The organism is Alloyangia mangrovi, from assembly GCF_002300555.2.
In the GTDB taxonomy this organism is placed as follows: domain Bacteria; phylum Pseudomonadota; class Alphaproteobacteria; order Rhodobacterales; family Rhodobacteraceae; genus Salipiger; species Salipiger mangrovi.
On the sequence record NZ_NTHN02000084.1, the window covers coordinates 1 to 16,215 of the forward strand.

Sequence of the window (16,215 nt, forward strand, 5' to 3'; positions counted from 1 at the left end):
AGACCTTTGCCCGCATGGCGATGAACGACGAGGAAACCGCGGCGCTGACCGCCGGCGGGCATACCATCGGCAAGAGCCACGGCAACGGCAACCCCGCCGACCTCAGCCCCGACCCCGAGGACGCCGGCCCCGAATACCAGGGCATCGGCTGGATGAACACCAAGGGCCGCGGCATCGGCCGCGACACCGTGGTGTCGGGCATCGAGGGTGCCTGGACCACCCATCCCACGCAATGGGACATGGGCTGGTTCGACATGCTCTTCGGCCACGAGTGGGAGCTGAAGAAATCCCCGGCCGGGGCCTGGCAGTGGATGCCCGTCGACATCAAGGAAGAGGACATGCCCGCCGACGTCGAGGACCCCTCGATCAAGTGCATGCCGATCATGACCGATGCGGACATGGCGATGAAGGTCGACCCGATCTACAATGCGATCTGCCAGAAGTTCATGGCCGATCCCGCGTATTTCTCCGACACCTTCGCCCGCGCCTGGTTCAAGCTGACCCACCGCGATCTTGGCCCGAAAGCCCGCTACCTCGGCCCGGACGTGCCCGCCGAGGATCTCATCTGGCAGGATCCTGTCCCCGCGGGGACAACCGGTTACGATGTGGCCGCGGTGAAGGCGAAGATCGCCGCCGCCGGCCTTGGCGATGCAGAGATGATCGCCACCGCCTGGGACAGCGCCCGCACCTACCGCGGCTCGGACATGCGCGGCGGCGCCAATGGCGCGCGCATCCGCCTTGCACCGCAGAAGGATTGGGTGGGCAACGAGCCCGACCGCCTCGCCAAGGTGCTGTCGGTGCTCGAGCCCATCGCAGCCGAGACCGGCGCCTCGATCGCCGATGTGATCGTGCTGGCGGGCAACCTCGGGGTCGAGCGGGCCGCCAAGGCTGCGGGTGTCGACCTGAAGCTGCCCTTCGCGCCGGGCCGCGGCGATGCCACGGACGAGATGACTGACGCCGAGAGCTTCGATCCGCTCGAGCCGCTGGCCGACGGCTTGCGTAACTGGCTCAAGCAGGACTACGTGGTCTCGGCCGAGGAGCTGATGCTCGACCGCGCCCAGCTCATGGGGCTGACCACCCCCGAGATGGTGGTGCTCTTCGGCGGCATGCGCGCCATGGGCACCAACCACGGCGGCAGCAAGCATGGCGTCTTCACCGACCGCGAGGGCGCGCTGACCAATGATGTCTTCGTCAACCTCGTGGACATGGCCTACACTTGGGTGCCCACGGGAGGCGGCCTCTACGAGATCCGCGACCGCAAGACCGGCGCGGTCAAATGGACCGCGACGCGGATGGACCTCGTCTTCGGTTCGAACTCGATCCTGCGCGCCTATGCCGAGGTCTACGCCCAGGACGACAACGCCGGGAAGTTCGTCGCCGATTTCGCCAAGGCCTGGACCAAGGTGATGAATGCCGACCGCTTCGACCTGAAGTGATCCCGCGCACAAGTTGAAGAAGGGCCCGCACCTCCCCGAGGTGCGGGCCTTTTTTCGCCTTCAGGCAACGGAAGAAAGACACTGCCCTTTCTTCTAGGATGAAATATCCCGGGGGAGGCCGCAGGCCGGGGGCGGAGCCCCCTCTTTTCCCAAGCGGCCATGCCCGAAAGCGCCCGCTGAAAGGATCAGCCCTGACCCGCACGGGCCTTGAGCCGGTGCAAGACCTCCTCGCCGACGGCCTCGCCCTCGAAGCGATGCCAGCGCTCCAGCAGCGGCTGGCCCGAGTTGCGGCAATGGTGCGCCATGGTGGCGCGGGCCGCCTCCGCATTGCCAACAGAGAGGGCGTCGACGATGGCGACATGCTCGTCCCGGGAAAAGCGCGCGATGTCCTCCGCGCTCTGGCGGTTGTTGAGCCGCGTCCATTCCGGGTAGCGCTGGCGGGCGTGCCAGAAGTCCTCGACCATCGTGACAAAGAGCGAATTGCCGGTGGAGCGCGCGACGATGAGGTGGAACTCGCGGTCATGCGCCTCGATCCGGTCGAAGGGCAGGCGGGTGTCGCACATGCCCTCGATACAGCGGTTCAACTGGGCGATCTGCGCCGGTGTAACGGTGCTGGCGGCGATGGCGGCGATCTCGGGCTCGATGACGAAACGCGCCTCGACCAGCTCGAAGAAGCCGGGCAGGCTCGGTGTCTCGGATTGCATAGCGTCCTGCGCCACCGGCAGCGGGTCGGCCACGAAGGCGCCGGCGCCGTAGCGGGTGACCACGTAGCCCATCAGCTCGAGCGCGATCATCGCCTCGCGGACCGTGGTGCGGCTGACCCCGAGCTGGGCAACCAGGTCTTTGTCCGCGGGCATCTTGGTGCCGGGGGCGAAGTCGCCGGCGCGGAGGCGCGCGGCGATCTCCTCGGCCACCAGCCGGTATCGCGGGGTCTGGACGATCGGGGTCAGCATGGCAGGTCTCGGTTTCAGGCCGGGGTTTTCGCTTTCGGAAGGTCGTCTTCCATGTAATAGCGCACGTTTTCTTCGAAGCTCGCATCGGCTTCAAGCCCCAGCGCCAATGCTTTGTCGAAGCGGTAGTCGAAGCGCCAGCCGCGCACGATGGCGGCAACCTCGGGCTGTTCTTCCCACTTGATCAGCTTCGCGGGCTCGGGCCCGGCGACGGCGGTGAGCGCGTCGATCATCTGGCGGATCGACAGGCGCTGGCCGGGCATGGTCATGCAGCGCTGCATCCCGAGATCCTCGGCGTCGAGCTCGGCACCCTTGATGAGGTTCTCGACGCAACGCCTTGGCGAGAGGTAGAAATGCTCCTGCGCTTCGTCCACCGGGCAGATCGCCGGCTCGCCGTTCAGCGGCTCGCGGATGATCGAGGACATGAAGGACGAGGCGGCGCGGTTCGGCTTGCCGGGGCGCACCGAGATGGTCGGCAGGCGGAAGCCGCGGCCGTCGACGTAGCCCTTGCGCGAATAGTCGTTGAGCAGCAGCTCGCCGATCGCCTTCTGCATGCCGTAGGAGGTCTGCGGGTTGGGGATGGTGTAATCGGTGATCGGGTCGGGAACTTCGCCGCCGAAGACCGCGAGCGAGGAGGTGAAGACCACCACCGGGCAGGTGCCGAGCGCCCGGCACCGTTCCAGCACGTTGAGCGTGCCGTCGAGGTTGACCTTCATGCCGGCCTCGAAATCGGCCTCGGCATGGGAGGAAACGACAGCGGCGAAATGGAAGATCACGTCGGTGTCATCGTCGATCAGCGCGTCGACCGAGGCGCGGTCGGTGATGTCGCAGGCGCGGGTCTCGACGGGGAAGGGGGCCCCGACGGGCTCGGGCTTGGCGATGTCGGCCAGCGTCAGCTTATCGATGGGCGCGTCGCGCAGGTTGCCGCGAGCGGCGAGGCTTTGGGCGACCTTGCGGCCGATGAAGCCACCGCCGCCGATGATCAGAACGTTCATGTGTTGTCTTTCCGTGTTCCCGGCCGAAGCGGCCCGCCATGGTCATTGGGGAGGGGCGGCCCTTGCGGGCCGCCCGGCAACTCTCAGTTCGCGCTGTCCTGGCCGAGGCCGATGCGCTTCAGGAAGGTCTTGTGGCTTTCCACCATGGCCTTGGCTTCCGGGGTCTTTTCTGCCCAGACGTCCCAGCGGCTGATCGCGGCCTTGCGGAAGGCGGCGCGGTCCTCGGCAGACCAGTCGTAGATCGTTACGCCCTTCTCGGGCAGCGCGGTCAGCGCCTCGCCGTTCTGCACGATGGTGCGCATCATCAGGTTCAGTGCGAGGCTGTCCATCGCCGAGTGCAGGATCGCCTGCTGCGCCGGCTCGAGCCCGTCCCAGACGGTCTTGTTGCAGGCAAGGTGGTCCGAGCTCATCGAGTGGAAGCCGGGGAAGGTGGTGTGCTTGGCGATGTCGTAGATGCCGAGACCGACGTTGTTGGCCAGTGTCGAGGCATCGGCGCCGTCGATGATGCCGGTCTCCAGCGCGGTGAAGATCTCGGTGAAGTCCATCACCACCGGGGTCGCGCCCAGCTCGGCGAAGATCTCCGACTCCATCCCCGGCGGCGAGCGGAACTTCCAGCCCTTGAGATCATCGATCCCGGCCAGCGGCGCGGTCGAGTTCATTGACTCCTGCCCGCCGAGGTAGGCGCCGACGAACTCCATGCCGTTGGCGTTGTAGAGCTCGTTGATCGCCTCGCGGCCGCCGCCCTGCGAAATCCAGCTCAGGTATTGCAGCGGCGTGTCGTAGCCGCCCATGGTGTCGGCGACGAACTGGAACGCCGGGTTGAGGCCGGTCTGGTAGCTCGCGTTGGTCATGTCGCAGTCGAGAATGCCGGTGGCGGCGGCGCCGAAGGTCTCGGCCGAGGCGACGACGGCGGAGCTGTAGAACATCTCGATGTCGAGCGAGCCGCCCGACATGGTCTCCACCTGCTCGACGAAATCGCGCACGAGCTGACCAGAGACCGATTCCGGCGACTGGTGCGTCTGGATGCGCAGCGTGGTCTGGGCGCTCGCGGCGCCGGCCAAAAGCGTCGTTCCGGCCAGAACGGCGATGAGTGTCTTGGACATGAATTTCCTCCCTGTGAATCGTCCTCCGACCACATCCGTAGCAAGAGGTCTCCCTGATTGCCAGACAATCCGGCAATATGGCGCACGGCTTTGCGGAGAGCCGCCAACGACGACCGGGCGTTCACGGGCGTGTCAGCCGGGAGTCATGAATACTTGACTGGAAAAGTCAGTCATCCTAGGCAGGTGCCGACTGCGCCAAGTCGCAGAGCCACGGAGCCCGCGGGTCCGAGCCAGCCCATCGACATTTCACGCGGCAAGCCCGCGTTTTCAAAGGAGGACCTCCATGTCCCTTGTCACGGCACTCCGCTCCGGCGTCTGCGGGATCGCGCTTTCCACCCTGATGGCCGGCGCCGCGCTCTGTGATCCCTTCACCGGGCTCGCCAAGGGCTTCGACGGGCAGATGATCGCCGAAGGGCTGAACCGTGCGCCAATTACCGCGGGCAGCATCGCCGAGGTGCGCGGCAAGGGCTTCCTGCCCGGCCAGAGCGTCACCCTGCGCCAGAACGGCGTGGCACTGAACGAGGGCGCCCCGGTGACCGCCGACGACAAGGGCGAGTTCCGTACCGAGGTCAACATCCCCGAGGGGGCCGAGCCGGGGCTCTACCCGGTGGTCGCCGAGATCGCAGATCCCGCCTATGCCATGACCGTCGATCTCAAGGTCTCGCCGGTACTGCCCGACAGCGGCACGCTGGAGATCACCTCGCAGAAGCTGGCACCGGGGCTTTACCAGGTCGCCGCGGGGAAAGATGTTCTCTATGTGACCTCGGCCGTTGGCCGCCCGCCGGTGACACAGAGCAAGTTGATGAAGCTCGACCCGCAAACGCTGGAAATCCTTGCCGAGGCCACGCCGCAGGATGCGCCCGACGGCCCGGACGGACGCGACGGAGGGGTCTTCGCGGTCTACGGCGTGGGCGTTGATGCACAGGGGCAGGTCTGGGTGACCAACACCCGGCAGAACACCGTCGCCGTCTACGCGGGGGAGGACCTGTCGCTGGTCAAGCAGTTCGAGGCTGGTTCGGTGCCGCACCCCCGCGACGCGCTGGCGCATGATGGCAAGGTCTATGTGACCGCGACCTTCGAGCCGACGATCCATGTCTTCGACGCGGCGACGCTCGAGGAGCTGGCGCCCATCGAGCTGAGCTCGGGCAAGCGAGGCGCCGATTTCGCCACGGCGAGCATGCATATCGACGCGGACAGCGGCACGCTCTACGTGGTCAGCCTCGAGACCGACGAGGTCGCCGTGGTCGATCTCGCCTCGGGCGAGGAGACCTCGGTCTACGCGCTGCCCCTGTCGAAGCGCACCATCGGGGTTGGCTATGATGCCAAGACCAACCGCATCTTCACCGCCGGGGTGAACACCGACAACGTGCTGATCGTCGATGCCGCCACCGGCGAGACGCTGCACGACGTGCCGGTCGGCGCGGGTCCGCTGAACATCGCCTTCGACGTGGCGAACGATCTGGCCTGGGTCGCGGTGCGCGGCTCGGATTCGCTGGTTGCCGTCTCGCCCGAGGGCGAGGTCGTAGCCAAGGCGCAGATCGGCAGCTTCCCCAACCACCTGATCGCCGCGGCGGATGGCGGCGTCTATGTGGTCAACAAGAGCAAGGGGCAGGAGGATGCCACCGGCGATCACATCAGCCATGTGACGCTGAAGCCGTAAGGGCAGGGCATCTTGATGCAGGCAAACGGCAGCGCGACCGCGCTGCCGTTTTTCATTTTTCAGGCGTGTCTCAGCCCGTTCGCACCCGCCGTGCCCAGAGATGGGTGAAGAGCATGATCACCATCCAGCCCGCCAGCAGCAGCGGCTGCCCCGCGAAGGCCAGCGGCAGCACGGCAAGGCCGTAGAAGATGGGGACCAGGTCCGAGCTCGACCAGCCGTCGCGCAGCAGGTCCGGCAGCAGGCCGGCGGCGCTTCCGAAGAGCCCTGCGACCAGCGTCGCCAGCACCGAGCCGATGAAGCCTAGGATGAAGCCGCCAAGACCGCCGCGCCCGAACATGCCCGCCAGCAGCCAGCCCGAGAGCGCGCCGCCGATCGCCATCGCCAGAAGGTAGCGGAGCATCAGCCCCTTGGGCAGGTCGGCCCAGGTGACATCCCCCTTGGCCGCGGCATCTTCGGCCATGAAGGCCGCGATGAGCAGCACCCCGATCAGGGCCATCATCAGGGTCGTGACATATCTGGGCGATCGCTGGCGCCGTGCCATGGCAAAATCCTCACCTTGTCAAAAGTCGTGGTCAAAAGTTGCTTGGTGCCGGGGATCCTGCTTTGCGCTGCGCCCGTCGGTGAATACGCCGCGAGCCTAGCACAGCGGAAGCCGTCCGTCGCCCCCGCCGATCGCCCTCATCACATTGGCAGGTCTTGGCAAATCTGCGCCGACGCAGCGGGTGCTCGGCTTGCCCGGCGCGAGGGCTTGGGTCATCATGCCGACGACGCCTGCCGCGCCCTCCGGACAGCGGAAGGGCAGGCGCACGGCCCGCGTCAGCCGATGCGGCAGAGCCCGGAAGGAGAGGTGACATGCGCATTTTTCGACCCCTGGTCCGCCAGGCCCTCAGACCCGCGGGGGTGATTGCCCTGCTTGCCAGCCTCGGAGGGATGCCGGCCATGGCCGAGACCGTCGATCTGCCCGTCGTGGTGCGCCTTGCCGAGGGCGCGAGCCTGCCGCCCGAGGCGCTGCTCGAGGTGGAGCTGCTCGACGTCTCCCGCGCCGACGCGCCCGCCGAGGTGCTCTCGTCCCATCGCTACCGGATCGAGGTGCTGCCGGCGATCGTCAAGCTCCCCTATGACGACGCGCAGATCGACGACCGGATGAGCTACGTGGTGGCGGGCAAGGTGCGCGAGGGCGAGACCGTGCTGCTGCGCACCACCACCGCCTTCCCGGCGATCACCCGCGACGCACCAGCGCGCCCCGAGATCGTGCTCGAGCAGATGGCCTCGGCGCCGGTCGCCGACATGCCCCGCATCACCGGCATCGAGTGGGCCGCCTTCGAGATCGGCGGCCGCATGTTGGTGACCGAGGATCCGCCCAGCATGGCCTTCAACGACGATGGCGGCTTTTCCATGTACGGCGGCTGCAACCGCTTCTCGGGCCGGGCCGAGATCGGTGACGGCACGTTGACCATCGTGCAGCCACTGGCCGGCACCCGCCGGGCCTGCCCGGAGCCGCGTATGAAGCTCGACCAGGACATGGTCGCGGCTCTGGAACAGGCCACCGGCTACGTGCGCAACGGCAAGAACCTGAGCCTCACCAATGCGTCGGGCGTCACGGTGCTGCGCCTGACCGAACGGCCGGAGTAGGGCGCGCGCCTTTCAACGCCCCGCCCGCGGCGAAAAAAACCCGGGCTCCGTTGCGGCAATTTCGCCACGGGGCCTCAAAGCTCCGCAGGGGCTTCCTATATCAGCGGAGCCGGCTGATCCGCGCTGACTACTCCCGAGCGATCCTGTCCGGGAGGCGCCGATCCGCCCCGAGGAGGCCGAAGACAGACCTGCATGGAAAAACTCACCCTGACCGAGCGCCCGACCTGGCGCGAGAAGGCCGAAGAGCTCGGCTTCACCTTTGCCGACATGCATGGAGAGCCCTATTGGGACGAGACCTCGGCCTATCGCTTCACGCTGAAGGAAATCGAGGACGACCTCGAGGACCCGGCAACCGAGCTGCACGGCATGTGCCGCGAGGCGGCGGCCGAGATCGTGCAGAGCGAGGAGCTGATGACCCGGCTCGGCATTCCACATGCCCATTGGGACCTCGTGGCCGAGAGCTGGCAGCGCGGCGATCCCGAGATCTACGGGCGCTTCGATTTTGCCTATGACGGGCAGGGGCCCGCGAAGCTGCTGGAATACAATGCCGACACGCCCACCTCGCTTTACGAGAGCGCCTCGTTCCAGTGGCTCTGGCTCGAGGATCAGATCGAGGCCGGCGTGCTGCGCGAGGGCGACGACCAGTTCAACGGCATCCACGAGGCGCTGGTCGAGCGCTTCCGCGCGCTCTTTGCGCCGGGCACCGACCTGCATTTCGCCGCCGCCGCCGGGAACCCCGAGGATTACGGCACCGTCGAGACCATGGCTTGGGCCGCGCGCGAGGCCGATCTCGGCGCGCATTACAGCGACCTCGAAAAACTCGGCATCAGCACCGACGGCCAGTTCATCGACTCCGAGGACCGGGTGATCGGGACGCTGTTCAAGCTGTACCCATGGGAAGACCTGCTGCGCGATGATTACGCCGACCACCTGCGTACCGCGGGCTGCCTGATGCTCGAGCCCGCCTGGAAGGCGGTGCTGTCGAACAAAGGTCTGCTGCCAGTGCTCTGGCGGATGTTCGAGGGCCACCCGAACCTGCTGCCGGCCTTCTTCGAGGACGAGGTGGCCGAGGCGCTCGCCGGCCGCGAAAGCGGCCCCGAGGCCTTCCAGCGGAGCGCGCAGGTCTTCGCGCAAGGCCATGTCAGCAAGCCGATTTTCTCGCGTGAGGGTGCCTCGGTGCGCATCTTCGAGCAGGGAAACCTGCTGGAAGCCGCGCCCGATGCGGGATACGAGGAACATCCGCGCGTGGTGCAGGCCTACCAACCGCTGCCGGTCTTCGAGGGCTTCCGCCCTGTGGTCGGTGCCTGGATGGTCGGCGAGAGCTGCGCCGGGATCGGCATGCGCGAGGACCGCGCCCGGATCACGCAGGACCTGTCGCGGTTCAAACCGCATTTCATTCGCGACTGACGCGCGGCCAGAGGGAGATCAAGATGCGTAAACGTTCCAGAACCGTCGCGCTGGCGATTGTCGGCGCCGCGTCCTTCACCCTCGCGGGCTGCCGCGAGGAACAGGTCGACGCGGAAGCCTTTCCCGATCTCGAGAGCTGCCGCAGCGCCGCGCTCACCGGTGGCATGTTCTCGGCCCAGGATTGCGACACGGCCTTTGCCGAGGCCGAGACGCTGCACGTGGAATCCGCGCCGCGCTACGACAGCCTGCAGGTCTGCGAAGAACAGCACGGCGAGGGCGCTTGCGGCAGCGAGGCGCAGCAGGTCCAGGGCGGCTCGGGCGGCATCTTCATGCCGCTGCTGGCGGGCTACCTGATCGGCAACATGCTCGGCGGACGCTCGGGAATGGCGGCGGCGCAGCCGCTCTACCGCACCCCCGACGGGCGCTTCACAAACGCCACCGGTGCCAGCACATATTCGAGCAACTCGGGCCGCGCCAAGCTCGGCACCAGCATGTTCTCCAAGCCCCCGGCGACGGTGGGCAAGCCGCCGATGTCGCGCGCCGCTGCGGCCTCGCGCGGCGGTTTTGGACGCACCGGCGCAGCCCGCGGCACCTTCGGCGGCTGACGCTCGCGCGGCGGAAGGATCCCGCCGATGGGCAACCCCATATTGTGGCTCTCTACCATGGCGCGAACGACTGTTTGCATTTAGAGCTAGGTAACTTACCCGGCGTTATGCTAAGGGTAACATTCTGCCCCCATGTTGTGTTTTCCAAGACATTTCCGGTCGGGCAGGGAAATGGCTGTTGGGTTTCTAAGGGTTTCTCTGTGTCATTCATGCTGCTGGGCTCGGTTTCTGAAACGTGCCTGGAGAGGGAGAAGCATGAACCAAAAGAAGAACGTGTCTGAAACGGAACGGGTTGTTGCCTCGGGCGGCGGCTTCGTGATTGCGGCGCTTTCCGGAAGCATCGGTGTGCTCGCGGGTCTCGTGCTCTGGGGCGCCGGAGCGCATCCACTGATCGTACTCGTGGCCTATCTGGCCACACCCGCCGTGATGATCCTCGCGCTTTTCCTGCTGTCCCTGCGCCGATCGAATGCACGGCACCAGCGGTCGGAGACCGAGCCGCTGCCGGTCCCAGGACGGGAGCGCCGTCAGACCTGACGATGCACCTTTGAAGCGACGTGCGGGACTTGCCATCTCCCAGGATCATGGCTTTGCGAGAGGTTCTTGGCGTCGTGCCGTCCTCCACGGTTCAAGGTGCGGACTTCGCTCCAGCCATATATTCGGTTCAAATCGATTTCGTGGCTCAGGCCGTTTGTCATCTTACCATAATGCTAATTATGGGATGACTGCATGCAAGCGGGGCACTTTCTAAACTGGGTTGCGACAAATCCCCTATCTTGCTGGAAAGCAAGGAGAACGGACAATGGCGCACAAAGAGCTGGACCTGCGTGAGCGGCGCAGGATCGAAGACATGCTGAACGCAAAGCTGCCGGTCAGCACGATTGCCGCAGAGATCGGTCGGCATCGCTCGACGGTCTACCGCGTGATCAAGAACGGCTGCTGAAGAACGCGAACAGGCGCACGAAACCGATCATGCACTGCCCGGGAGGCGATTGCGAAACAATCTGCCGAGAGGGGCAAGATCGTCAAGGCGGTGCGGGATCTGCCCCTGGCGGACCGCAGGTCCATCACCTTCGACCTTGGCTCGGAATTTGTGTCATGGCCGCACCTGCGGGCCCAGCTCGGTATCCAGGCGTGGTTCTGCGACCCCTCCTCGGCCCGCAGGCGCCTCCTGAGCTATTGTTCCGCCTCAACCTGCGCTATCTGATCGTCCGGAACCCCGCATTCGAGCTTCAGATGAGTCCAGAACGCCCAGAAGAACCGCAACCGCCGCCGCGCAGTCGCCTGCGGATCGCCTGGCTGGCACTTGGCGGGCTGGCGCTTGGCGCAGGCGTCATCGGGATCGTTCTCCCGCTTCTGCCGACAACGCCCTTCGTGATTCTCGCGGCCTTCGCCTTCTCGAAAAGCTCGCCGCGGCTGCACCGGTTTCTCGTCGAGCATCCGCGTTTTGGCCCGATGATCGCGGACTGGACCGCGCATGGCGCCATCGCGCCGCGCTACAAGGCTTTGGCGGTGAGCATGATGCTGGCGGCACTGACGCTCAGTGTCTGGCTCGCGGTGCCGAACCGCGTGCTGCTCATCCAGCTAGTCTGCATGGGCGGCGCCGCGGCATTTGTGCTGAGCCGGCCGAACGGTCCGCGCTGACATTGCGTCCTCTGCACGCCACATCCAATCCGGCGATGTGGCGATTTTTCAATTGAACGCCGTTCAATTGATGGGCTATGGCGGAACGGACCCCACCACAGGAACCACGCCCATGCCCGACACAGCCCCGCATTACCAGCGCCTGACCGTCCGCCTGCGGCGCGGATCGGCAAGGTCTGCGTTGTGAGCAGTGCTGCGGATAAGCAGGGCACCTTTGTCGCCAAGCCGCCCCGCGGGCGCGCCGCCGCGATCGGCCTGACCCGTGCGCAGATCGTCGAGGCCGCGATTGCGCAGATCGATGCCCGGGGGCTCTCGGCCTTCTCGCTGCGCGAACTGGCGCGCGGGCTCGGCGTCTCTCCGGCGGTGATCTACTGGCACGTGGGTGGCTCCAAGGAGGACCTCTTCGCCGCCATCGCGGCGACGATCACCGGCGGGCTTGTCGCCGCGCAGGACCCGAACGCGCCCTGGACCGAACGGCTGAGCCAGGTCTTTCACGCCTATCGCGCCGCGGTCCACCGCCACCCCAATATATCGCCGCTGCTCGGTGCGCAGATGAAATCCAACGGCAATTCCAGCCTCGACTGGATCGAGACGGTGCTGCGTGCGCTGGCCGACGGCGGCTTTCAGGGCACGGCGCTCCGCGATGCCTTCAACGCGCTGATTGGCGGGCTCTGCGGCTTCGTGACGATGGAACTTGCGCCCGCGCCGCTCTCCGAGGACGGTGCCTGGGAAAGCCGCGTCGCCGAGCGCCTCGCCGCGGTCGACCCCGAGGCCTATCCGCTGACCCATGCCGCGCTGCCCCAACTCGCCAACCGCATCTTCGTGCTGCGCTGGCAGAACGGTGCGGAGGTTTCCTATGAGGAGAGCTTTTCCGCGCTGCTGGAGCTCTTGATCGACGGGCTCGCCCTCCGGGCCGCGCGGCCTGCAACCATAGCACTCTCGGAGCCTTCCCATGGCTGAAATCCTCGTCCTCGGTGCCGGCATGGTCGGCGTCTCCACCGCGCTGGCGCTGCAGGCGCGCGGCCATGCGGTGAGCCTCGTCGACCGGGGTGCGCCGGGCCGCGAGACCTCCTTCGGCAATGCCGGGATCATCCAGGCCGAGGCAGCGGAACCCTATGGGCTGCCGCGCAATCTCGGCACGCTCTGGTCCTTCGCCACCGGCCGCAGCAACGACGTGACATGGTCGCTACGCGGGGTTGCGCAGATGACCCCGGCGCTCTGGTCCTATTTCCGCAACTCCGCGCCGCGCCGCCATGCCGGGATTTCCCGCACCTATGCCCAGCTCACCGCCCGTGCCACCGGTGATCACGCGCCGCTGATCGAGGCCGCCGGCGCGGGCAACATGATCTCGCGCGAGGGCTTGGTGCAGCTTTACCGCAACCGCGCCGCCTTCGAGGCGGATGCGGCCGATGCCGAGCGGCTGCGGCGCGACTACGGCATCCGGCACCGGGCGCTTTCGGGCGCCGAGTACCGGCGCGAGGACCCTGCCCTGCGCGCCGATCCCGCCGGGGTGATCCACTGGTCCGACAGCTGGAGCTGCAACGCGCCCGGCTGCCTGGTGCACGCTTATGCCAAGCTCTTCGCCAGCCGCGGCGGGAGGCTGCTGGAGGGCGACGCCGCCAGCCTTGCCCAGTCCGGCGGCGGCTGGCGGGTCACCACGGTCGCCGAACGGGCCGAGGCCGAACACGCGGTGGTGGCCCTCGGCCCGTGGTCGCCGAGGCTGCTGCGCAGCTTCGGCTATCGCATCCCGATGATTTACAAGCGCGGCTATCACGGTCACTTCGCCTCCGCGCGGCCGCCGCTGCGGCCCATCGTCGACATGGACAACGGCGTCGTCGCGGGCCAGATGCAGGCAGGGTTGCGCATTGCCACCGGCGCCGCGTTGGTTTCCCGAACCGCGCCCGCCGACCTGCGCCAGCTCGACCGCGGCCGCGCGGCGCTGTCGGACATGCTGGAGATCGGCGCCCGCGTCGCCGAGCCGCAATGGTCCGGCACCCGCCCCTGTCTGCCGGACATGCTGCCCCTCGCCGGCGCCGCGCCCCGCCACAAGGGTCTGTGGTTCCATTTTGGCCACGGCCACCAGGGTTTCACCCTCGGCCCGACGACCGCGACCCTTCTGGCCGCCGCGCTGGACGGCGAAGAGAGCGATCTCTCCCGCGCCCTCGCGCCCGGCCACCGATTCTGACCGTCCTGCCCCGATCCGCCTCCCACCCCGAAGACGCCCCGCTGGAGACCTCCCCGATGAAGCTCAAATCCCCGATGTCCCTCTATGACGCGCAAGGCATCGCCTTCGGCATCCTCATGGCCAGTCTCAGCGTCGTCTTCCTCAAGGCCGCCGGGCTGATCACCGGCCAGACCGCCGGGCTTTCGGTGCTTATGTCCTATGTGCTGCCACTCGATTTCGGGGCGATCTTCCTGCTCGTCAGCCTGCCGTTCTTCTGGCTGTCGTGGAAGCGCCGGGGCAAGGCTTTCACCCTGCGCACCATCGCGGCGGTGGTCGGCATCTCGGTCACCGCGCCGTTGCTGCAGCGCTGGGTCTCCTTTGATCAGCTTCCGCCGCTGGTCGCCGCGATCCTTGCCGGGGCCAGCGCCGGAGCCGGCCTGATCGCGCTCTTCCGCCACAACGCCTCCGCCGGCGGCCTCGGTGTGCTGGCGCTGATCGTCGAGGAGAAGACCGGCTTCAAGACCGGCTGGTTCCAGATGAGCTTCGACGCGGTGGTCTTCCTCGTCTCCTGCTTCGTGTTGCCGCTTGAGCTGGTGGTCTATTCCTTTGTCGGCGCGGCAGTGCTGAACGCGGTGATCGCCTGGAACTTCCGCATCCAGCAGACCGGCAACACGCCCGCTGGCGCGCCCGAAGCCGCTTAACCCCCAGGCACTGCGGATGCGTCATCCGCCTGGGCCACCTCGTTCTTCACCTGGCCCCAGGTGACCAGCGTGAAGATCGCGGTGCCACCCACGACGTTGCCCGCGAGCACCGGCAGGAAGAAGTCGAGGACCGCGCTGCCGATGCCGAGCCGGCCCTGCCAGACCAGCAGCCCCGCCTCGACCGACCCGGCGATGACATGGGCAAAGCCCGCAACAGCCAGCAGCCATGTCATCGCCAGCACGATCACCAGAGCCTCGCCGCGCGCGCCGGGCATCACCCAGACCAGCGCCGCTATCAGCACCCCGGCGGGCATAGCGCGCACGAAGTTGCCGCCCGCCGAGCCCTCGACCCCGTGACGCGCCACCGCCAGCAGGCTCTCGGTCAGCTCCGGCGGCAGCACCCCGGGCAGCAGCAGGAAGCCCGAGGCGATCACAGCCCCCAGCACGTTGGCCGAAAGCACGATGCCCCAGAGCCGAACCATCTTGCGCAGGCAGGTGGCCGAGCGCTGTGCCACAACGGGCATGACGGTGGTGATGGTGTTCTCTGTGAAAAGCTGCATCCGCCCGTAGATCACCACGATGAAGCCGAGCGAATAGCCCAGGCTCTCGACCAGCACGGTCCAACCGGCGTCTGGCAGGTAGGTCAGCAGCACCGCCTGGGCGATCACCGACAGGCTGATCAGGATCCCAGCCGCCAGCCCCGACCAGATCAGCGAGACCGCGGGACGATTCAGTTCCTCCTCGCCGTCGCGGCGAATGACCTCGTAGATCAGCCGTGCCGAGAGCCGCGAAGCGCTGTCGATCGAGCGCTCCTCGGCGGGGCGGTGGACCGTTTCGCTGCTGGTGTCGGAGGTACGGGAGGGGCTGCCAAGATCTTTCATCCCTTTGGAACCGTCGAGAGTGGCAGGAGTTCCCGTCAAAGACCCCTTCCCGGCCCCGCATGTCCAGATGCGGGGTAGCGGAATAATCAAATCCTATCGCAAATCAAAAAAAATACGATTTCCGTTTATGGATCGTGGCCTTTAGACCCTTGGGCACGCGGTGTCTGATCACCCCACTGGCCCGAGGGCCAATGGCGGAGCGGCCCCGCATCGAACAACCCAACGCAGCGAATGCCGGAGCCAACGATGGACGGAAATGATGTGAAACCCACGGGCGGTTGCCCGGTGATGCACGGCGGTCAGACCTCGACCGCAACCTCGGTCACCAGCTGGTGGCCGAACGCGCTGAACCTCGACATCCTGCACCAGCACGATGCCAAGACGAAGCCCTTCGCCCCGGCCTTCGACTACCGCGAAGAGCTGAAGTCGCTCGACATCGAGGCTCTGAAGGACGACCTGCGCCAGCTCATGAAGGATAGCCAGGAATGGTGGCCCGCCGACTGGGGCTCCTATGTCGGCATGTTCGCCCGCGTTGCGTGGCACGCGGCGGGCTCTTACCGCCTGGCCGATGGCCGCGGTGGTGGCGGCACCGGCAACCAGCGCTTCGCGCCGCTGAACAGCTGGCCGGACAACGTCAACACCGACAAGGGCCGCCGCCTCCTGTGGCCGATCAAGAAGAAATACGGCAACAAGATCAGCTGGGCCGACCTGATGATCCTTTCGGGCACCATCGCCTATGAGGTCGCCGGCCTGAAGACCTTCGGTTTCGGCTTCGGCCGCGAGGACATCTGGCACCCCGAGAAGGACGTCTACTGGGGCGCCGAGAAGGAATGGCTCGCGCCCTCTGACACGCGCTACGGCGACGTGACCGACCCCGCCTCGCTCGAGAACCCGCTCTCGGCGGTGCAGATGGGCCTCATCTACGTGAACCCCGAGGGGGTGAACGGCCAGCCGGACCCGATGCGCACCGCAGCCATGGTCCGCGAGACCTTTGCCCGCATGGCGATGAACGACGAGGAAACCGCGGCGCTGACCGCCGG

Annotated in this window: 16 protein-coding genes and 2 pseudogenes; 13 read left to right on the forward strand and 5 right to left on the reverse strand. The window is 66.8% G+C overall.

The features are described 5' to 3' along the window. The coding region (locus CLG85_RS25410; protein ID WP_260350241.1) for a peroxidase family protein at positions 1–1,436 on the forward strand (1,436 nt) is incomplete at its 5' end. Positions 1,437–1,621: 185 nt separating this feature from the next. Here the strand turns inward: CLG85_RS25410 and CLG85_RS25415 are convergent. The 3 genes from CLG85_RS25415 to CLG85_RS25425 form a co-directional block, all read right to left on the reverse strand. Then, positions 1,622–2,389, reverse strand: a complete 768-nt coding sequence (locus CLG85_RS25415) for a FadR/GntR family transcriptional regulator (protein WP_095881534.1) — start codon at positions 2,387–2,389, stop codon at positions 1,622–1,624. A 14-nt stretch (positions 2,390–2,403) separates the two neighbouring features. Next, positions 2,404–3,381: a D-erythronate dehydrogenase gene (gene denD / locus CLG85_RS25420; protein ID WP_095881535.1), complete on the reverse strand. Its 978-nt coding sequence runs from the start codon at positions 3,379–3,381 to the stop codon at positions 2,404–2,406. An 83-nt stretch (positions 3,382–3,464) separates the two neighbouring features. Continuing rightward, positions 3,465–4,484 (reverse strand): TRAP transporter substrate-binding protein, encoded by a 1,020-nt coding sequence (locus CLG85_RS25425; protein ID WP_095881536.1) that lies wholly within the window; start codon positions 4,482–4,484, stop codon positions 3,465–3,467. 283 nt (positions 4,485–4,767) lie between these two features. On the opposite strand from CLG85_RS25425, the gene CLG85_RS25430 reads away from it, so the two are divergent. After that, positions 4,768–6,144, forward strand: coding sequence for a YncE family protein (locus tag CLG85_RS25430; RefSeq protein WP_095881537.1), 1,377 nt, complete (start codon positions 4,768–4,770; stop codon positions 6,142–6,144). Between the two features lie 70 nt (positions 6,145–6,214). Here CLG85_RS25430 and CLG85_RS25435 read toward each other — a convergent pair whose 3' ends face one another. Next, complete coding sequence (locus CLG85_RS25435) at positions 6,215–6,685, reverse strand: hypothetical protein (RefSeq protein WP_095881538.1); 471 nt, start codon at positions 6,683–6,685, stop codon at positions 6,215–6,217. Positions 6,686–6,996: 311 nt separating this feature from the next. On the opposite strand from CLG85_RS25435, the gene CLG85_RS25440 reads away from it, so the two are divergent. The 10 genes and pseudogenes from CLG85_RS25440 (at position 6,997) to CLG85_RS25485 (ending at position 14,294) form a co-directional block, all read left to right on the forward strand. After that, complete coding sequence (locus CLG85_RS25440) at positions 6,997–7,776, forward strand: META domain-containing protein (protein ID WP_095881539.1); 780 nt, start codon at positions 6,997–6,999, stop codon at positions 7,774–7,776. 192 nt (positions 7,777–7,968) lie between these two features. Then, on the forward strand, positions 7,969–9,183 hold the full coding sequence (locus tag CLG85_RS25445) for a glutathionylspermidine synthase family protein (protein WP_095881540.1): 1,215 nt from the start codon (positions 7,969–7,971) through the stop codon (positions 9,181–9,183). A gap of 23 nt (positions 9,184–9,206) precedes the next feature. Beyond that, positions 9,207–9,788, forward strand: a complete 582-nt coding sequence (locus CLG85_RS25450; RefSeq protein WP_095881541.1) for a DUF1190 domain-containing protein — start codon at positions 9,207–9,209, stop codon at positions 9,786–9,788. Positions 9,789–10,043: 255 nt separating this feature from the next. Continuing rightward, positions 10,044–10,322: a hypothetical protein gene (locus tag CLG85_RS25455; protein ID WP_095881542.1), complete on the forward strand. Its 279-nt coding sequence runs from the start codon at positions 10,044–10,046 to the stop codon at positions 10,320–10,322. A gap of 265 nt (positions 10,323–10,587) precedes the next feature. Further along, a pseudogene (locus CLG85_RS25460) lies at positions 10,588–10,716 on the forward strand (helix-turn-helix domain-containing protein); the annotation flags it as partial. Positions 10,717–10,721: 5 nt separating this feature from the next. Continuing rightward, a pseudogene (locus tag CLG85_RS28040) lies at positions 10,722–10,941 on the forward strand (hypothetical protein); the annotation flags it as partial. A 23-nt stretch (positions 10,942–10,964) separates the two neighbouring features. Further along, entirely contained in the window at positions 10,965–11,429 is a 465-nt protein-coding gene (locus tag CLG85_RS25470; RefSeq protein ID WP_311735040.1) for a YbaN family protein, read from the forward strand. A gap of 183 nt (positions 11,430–11,612) precedes the next feature. Then, positions 11,613–12,389, forward strand: a complete 777-nt coding sequence (locus CLG85_RS25475; RefSeq protein ID WP_095881543.1) for a TetR/AcrR family transcriptional regulator — start codon at positions 11,613–11,615, stop codon at positions 12,387–12,389. Continuing rightward, positions 12,382–13,614, forward strand: a complete 1,233-nt coding sequence (locus CLG85_RS25480; protein ID WP_260350242.1) for an NAD(P)/FAD-dependent oxidoreductase — start codon at positions 12,382–12,384, stop codon at positions 13,612–13,614. Before CLG85_RS25475 ends, CLG85_RS25480 begins: the two co-directional genes overlap by 8 nt. Positions 13,615–13,670: 56 nt before the next feature. Continuing rightward, on the forward strand, positions 13,671–14,294 hold the full coding sequence (locus tag CLG85_RS25485) for a YitT family protein (protein ID WP_095881758.1): 624 nt from the start codon (positions 13,671–13,673) through the stop codon (positions 14,292–14,294). Here CLG85_RS25485 and CLG85_RS25490 read toward each other — a convergent pair. After that, positions 14,291–15,175, reverse strand: coding sequence for a formate/nitrite transporter family protein (locus CLG85_RS25490; protein ID WP_095881757.1), 885 nt, complete (start codon positions 15,173–15,175; stop codon positions 14,291–14,293). The genes CLG85_RS25485 and CLG85_RS25490 overlap by 4 nt on opposite strands. A 246-nt stretch (positions 15,176–15,421) precedes the next feature. Here CLG85_RS25490 and CLG85_RS25495 point away from each other — a divergent pair. Then, positions 15,422–16,215 (forward strand): peroxidase family protein (locus CLG85_RS25495; RefSeq protein WP_311735041.1); only part of this gene is annotated, 794 nt, incomplete at its 3' end.